The 3,655-nt window shown below is 39.3% G+C and carries 6 protein-coding genes; 3 read left to right on the top strand and 3 right to left on the bottom strand.

Annotation, left to right across the window (positions count from 1 at the left end; all coding sequences use genetic code 11):
- Positions 1–268: 268 nt before the first annotated feature.
- Both MXE38_RS11915 and MXE38_RS11910 read right to left on the bottom strand, forming a co-directional pair.
- On the bottom strand, positions 269–844 hold the full coding sequence (locus MXE38_RS11915; RefSeq protein WP_246915361.1) for a Crp/Fnr family transcriptional regulator: 576 nt from the start codon (positions 842–844) through the stop codon (positions 269–271).
- Positions 845–1,131: 287 nt separating this feature from the next.
- Positions 1,132–1,932, bottom strand: coding sequence for a sulfite exporter TauE/SafE family protein (locus MXE38_RS11910; protein WP_246915359.1), 801 nt, complete (start codon positions 1,930–1,932; stop codon positions 1,132–1,134).
- Positions 1,933–2,237: 305 nt separating this feature from the next.
- On the opposite strand from MXE38_RS11910, the gene MXE38_RS11905 reads away from it, so the two are divergent.
- Positions 2,238–2,378, top strand: a complete 141-nt coding sequence (locus tag MXE38_RS11905) for a hypothetical protein (protein WP_246915357.1) — start codon at positions 2,238–2,240, stop codon at positions 2,376–2,378.
- A 7-nt stretch (positions 2,379–2,385) separates the two neighbouring features.
- Here the strand turns inward: MXE38_RS11905 and MXE38_RS11900 are convergent, their stop codons facing one another.
- Entirely contained in the window at positions 2,386–2,718 is a 333-nt protein-coding gene (locus tag MXE38_RS11900) for a PP2C family protein-serine/threonine phosphatase (RefSeq protein WP_246915355.1), read from the bottom strand.
- Positions 2,719–2,979: 261 nt separating this feature from the next.
- On the opposite strand from MXE38_RS11900, the gene tnpA reads away from it, so the two are divergent.
- Together tnpA and MXE38_RS11890 are read left to right on the top strand one after the other, a co-directional pair.
- A complete protein-coding gene (gene tnpA / locus MXE38_RS11895) occupies positions 2,980–3,399 on the top strand; it encodes an IS200/IS605 family transposase (RefSeq protein WP_246915353.1) in 420 nt (139 codons plus the stop codon).
- Positions 3,389–3,655: hypothetical protein (locus tag MXE38_RS11890; protein ID WP_246915351.1), on the top strand; the 267-nt coding region annotated here is incomplete at its 3' end. The genes tnpA and MXE38_RS11890, both read left to right, overlap by 11 nt.

Genomic DNA, 3,655 nt, shown 5'->3' with positions numbered 1-3,655 from the left:
TAGTATGCTAAAAGTTAGATTGACTTTACCTTTGTTAAAAGCTATTTGCTGCACCAACAATTTTATTTTGTCTCCCCCATATTACTCATAATAGGGGGGGTGACGAACTTTTGAAATCTAGTACTAGCGAGGCATGGCATGCCTAAGCTTGTTAGACTATTTAGGTGAGTTAGGTGGGGCAGCAAGGCTTGGACAGGTAGGAGAGCCTTGCTGTTAGGTTAAAGGTGAGCCTTGCCCTTATGTTAAGAGCGGGCGAGCTTAGCTTGGTTTATTCACGGTTGTGAGGTAGTTTGCCTTCTTTTTTGAGCTCACGGGCGATGCGGATGGCAGTTTCAGTTTCGCAGCCTGCAAACTCGGCTACTTCACGATAAGACCACGGGTAGTCAGGATAAGTGTTGTATAAGAAGTTGAGCGCATCATAGACACGCTTGAGGCTCTTATCATAAGAGATATGGGCTAAACGGCTCTCAGCATTGGCCAGCTCATCAGAAATATCAGTAAGCAAGCGTAAGGTTAAATCAGGATTGCTAACTAAAAAGCCTTGCGAATCTGGAGTAATTTTAACTAAGGTTGCAGGCAATAAGACTTTGGCTGAACAATGGTAAGTTTGACCTGGAGAGAACCAGGTACGATAGCCAAAGAATTGATCATTATCGTACAGACGAATTAAGCTCTCCTTACCATTATCCACCATATGATAAAGGCCGATTAATCCTGACTTAATATAGTAAAAAGAACAAGCTGTTTCTCCTTGTCGGTAAAGATAACTACCCTTAGGCAAATGCTCCATTTGGCTTATTTGGCAAGCCTTTAATTGATCAAGGGTACTATTATCTACTGACATAATAAACAATCCTTTAATGCAAGAGCTTAGCACTTTCATACTAACAGCTATGGATAATACCTATCTTTGCTGATACTAACTACAGTGCCTTTACATGAATAAACAAACATTCAAACTTAGCTATGAATTATAGTCAAAATGACGAGAGCATTGAAAGCCTATGAGCTAAGATATTTTATTGTGAGCACATAGAAAATAGCATGAGACCACTAGAGTTTAACGTATGAAGACATTGCCCATACTATCCAGTCGTCTCATGCTCGTTTCGAGGTTGTTTGAAACTGAACTTACCAAATCTCTAAGACAAAGGTATATAAGCCAATTAACAGTAGAATGAGGCCGAGCAGCACATTAGCTATTCTAGGTGAAAGTAAATTAGAGATTTTTATGGAAAAGAAAGAAGTAACAAAAGAGGCTGATACTACTATCAACACTACTGATAGATTGATATAGCCCAATTGCAGCATACCACTAGCCTCAAAATCGATAGGCTTAGTAATGTAGCCATACATACTGCCCAAACCACCTATGACCATCATATAGTTGGTATAGATAGGCACTTGTTTTTTGGCTACGAAATTTAATTGATTGATAAGTGGGGCCATGATGGAGCCACCACCAATACCTGTAAAACCAGCAATAGCACCACCTATAGTGCAAAAGGATGCACCTTTTAAGCTTTCTTTAGTAGTAGGCAGTGAGCACTCTTTATCAGCATTGCGTTTTAAAAAAGTCTTGATGGACAAAACAATCATAGTCAGCACAAAAAAGCCGACAATAAAATCACGTGGTACAAAAAAGGACAACTCAAAGCCCAGCTGTACGCCGACAATCATACCTAAAGACCATAAGCATAAGCTCTTATAGCTAAGAGGGATGTGCAGTCTAATAAAATTAACTAAGTTAATACAGGCAGTAGCAATTACTATAGACAAAGAAGTAGCTGCTACCATTTGGATAGGAAATTCAGGGAATAAGGTTAAAAAAATAGGAACCATGAGCACGCCGCCACCAATACCAAAAATGGCTGACATCATATTGGTAATAATTCCGCATGCGATCAGTGTGGCGATTAATGAAATATCCATAAGCAAACTCACTGTTCTAAACTCTAACGCCCAGCTATTGTGGCATTGTCAGCTTGTGTTTACTTATGACTAAAATCATAGCCCCATCAATTATTAAGGCCCAATCTTAGGTGTTTCTAAAACTTTGTTAAGTCCATCACAAAAAAAATTTAAACCAACTACACCCCACCTCGTCAGCTCCTACTCTCCCTTATCCTTACACTTACAGTATCAACCTATTAGCTGGCACTCAGAGAGATAAAGTGCTTAAGGCAAATGATAAAGGGCCACTTACTAGGCCCTATAATGTACCTTACAGCTCTGTAGTGCATGAGCTTACGCTCAAGAAAAAGCTATGGGCTCAGGCTACAGCCCAGGCCCAGGCCTATGCCAATGCTCAGGCCCATGCCCATGCCCTTGGCAATGCCATGGGCAATGCCATGGGCAATGCTAAGGCCAAAGCTTAAGCACCTGTTAGCGCTGTTTGTGGTGAGATCCAAAGCGAGAGCAAGCTACCATGGTAATATCATCGCTTTGAGCATAGTAACCACGGTAATCACTGACCTCATCATTGAGAGCCTTAATTAGGCCTTGAGGAGTTAGCTTGGCTGACTTATTGCTAATTTCTAAGATACGCTCCACACCAAAGAAGCCACCTTGTTCATTTTGCGCCTCACTGACACCATCAGTGTAAAGCAGCATCATGTCGTACTCACCGAGCTCAAAGCTATATTGGCTATACTCAATGCCAGGTATAGGGCCTACCGCAGGGCCAGAAATTTCATCAATTTCTTCGACCTTAACCACCTTAAGCTTAAGATCCTCTGGCTCTAATAAGTCATCCCTGTTCTCATCATTATCAAAGGTAATTTGACCAACTTGGTCTTCTGTTGTGACAAAAAGTTAGGCGCCAAGCCACTAGGCTTGCCTAGTGGTATAGCGCCATGGGGTTGCAAATTTATTTTAAATTCATAGTGGTTTCATATACTTGTTTAAAGTTATATGATATCTATAAGTTCGTTATTGCGAAATTTGGTGTTTGTGAAAAGTATTAGTTAGGAGAACAATATGAGTAGTAAATATCATAGTGCTTCCCATGCTAAATACTTGATTCAGTATCATATTATTTGGTGTCCTAAGTTTAGATTTTCAGTTTTAACAGGTGATATAGAGACCAAACTCAAAGAAATTTTGCAAAATATATGTGTCAGGTATAGGTATAGGTATAGCATTAAAGCTCTAGAAGTTATGCCTGATCATATTCATCTTTTTATAGATTGTCCTCAAACTGTCGCTCCGTGTGAAATTGTTAGAACCCTAAAAAGTTTAAGTGCTATTGCTTTATTTAAAGAATTTCCTCATTTAAAGAAATTTTATGCCAGATGTGGTGTATTATGGTCAAGGGGATATTTTATTTCTACCGTAGGCACTATAAGTGCAGATACTGTAATTCAATATATCCAGGAGCAGAAAACTAATGGCCACTAGCAGCAAAAAGCATAATCCTGATGTATTAGCGGAGGATAAATCTCCTTTAATGCATACTTTATGCGTGGAAATTAAAAACGGTTCTGCTTTGACTGACAAGATCTGCTTGCTTTCAGATCTTGCTCGCAAATGCGGCAATATCTTAGTCCATAAGCTTAATAATGAGTTACAACAGGTTCAACAAACTAAAAAATATAAAACAATTGTTAAGCTCATTAAAAATAATAATGGCAACGATAGGCCTTATCGTGCTCAA

Source organism: Anaerobiospirillum sp. NML120448, from assembly GCF_023050945.1.
In the GTDB taxonomy this organism is placed as follows: Bacteria; Pseudomonadota; Gammaproteobacteria; order Enterobacterales; family Succinivibrionaceae; genus Anaerobiospirillum.
This window is presented reverse-complemented; position numbering and strand designations above follow the sequence as displayed.

What these genes read in the sequence shown, in the direction of transcription:
- MXE38_RS11915 (WP_246915361.1), bottom strand. Translation starts at nt 844, where the DNA reads ATGTCAGTAGATAATAGTACCCTTGATCAATTAAAGGCTTGCCAAATA.
- MXE38_RS11910 (WP_246915359.1), bottom strand. Translation starts at nt 1,932, where the DNA reads ATGGATATTTCATTAATCGCCACACTGATCGCATGCGGAATTATTACC.
- tnpA (WP_246915353.1), top strand. Translation starts at nt 2,980, where the DNA reads ATGAGTAGTAAATATCATAGTGCTTCCCATGCTAAATACTTGATTCAG.